Origin of the sequence: Carboxydothermus islandicus (assembly GCF_001950325.1) — a bacterium.
Taxonomy (GTDB): domain Bacteria; phylum Bacillota; class Z-2901; order Carboxydothermales; family Carboxydothermaceae; genus Carboxydothermus; species Carboxydothermus islandicus.
The window spans coordinates 1-581 of sequence record NZ_BDJL01000052.1 but is presented as its reverse complement, the minus strand read 5'-3'; the positions used below and the strand labels follow the sequence as shown (position 1 = coordinate 581).

Sequence of the window (581 nt, the reverse complement as noted above, 5' to 3'; positions counted from 1 at the left end):
CGCAGTACCTTCATTCCTTCCGTCGGTTAATGAAGATACCGACCGTGTCTTGCTTTGCAGGCTTTCCAAAAGCTCTTTATACTTCAAGGGAATTTTCTCCCTTAAAGCCAATCCCCTTCGGGCTATCACATAGGCTGCCGCTGTATCTTTGGTTAAATTAAACTGCGGTGCGTACTTTAACATCCCTATCACGCTTGTATAAGCCGGACTTACTTCTCTTATGGCTATGCCGTATCTTTGGGCAAGGGTCTTTATTCTGCTAATTAACTTTTGGTAACTAAAATTATGCTTTATTCTTCTGGACTTCCTGCCCTTGTAATCTCCCCGATAGCCTTTGTCTTTTATTGCTACCCTTTCTATCACTATGCCTTTGTTCTTTGCAAGGGCCAATTTTACAATTTCGTTGGCATACACCCATGCATAGTAATCTCTTTTCTCTTTCTTCCCATCCCAGAGATAGAGTGTGGGGATTTCTCCAAAGCTTTCTAAATTGCCCTCTTTCTTTATTTCAGCCCAGGCTATGTGGGATGGAAAGGCGTTCAGGTCTACTCCGATAGCTCCATTGCTGAAATCTATTGCTG

General features: G+C 42.9%; 1 protein-coding gene. It reads right to left on the bottom strand.

Going from position 1 to position 581, the window contains the following annotated elements:
* Nucleotides 1-581 (bottom strand): IS200/IS605 family accessory protein TnpB-related protein (locus ciss_RS08020; protein WP_143298521.1); only part of this gene is annotated, 581 nt, incomplete at both ends.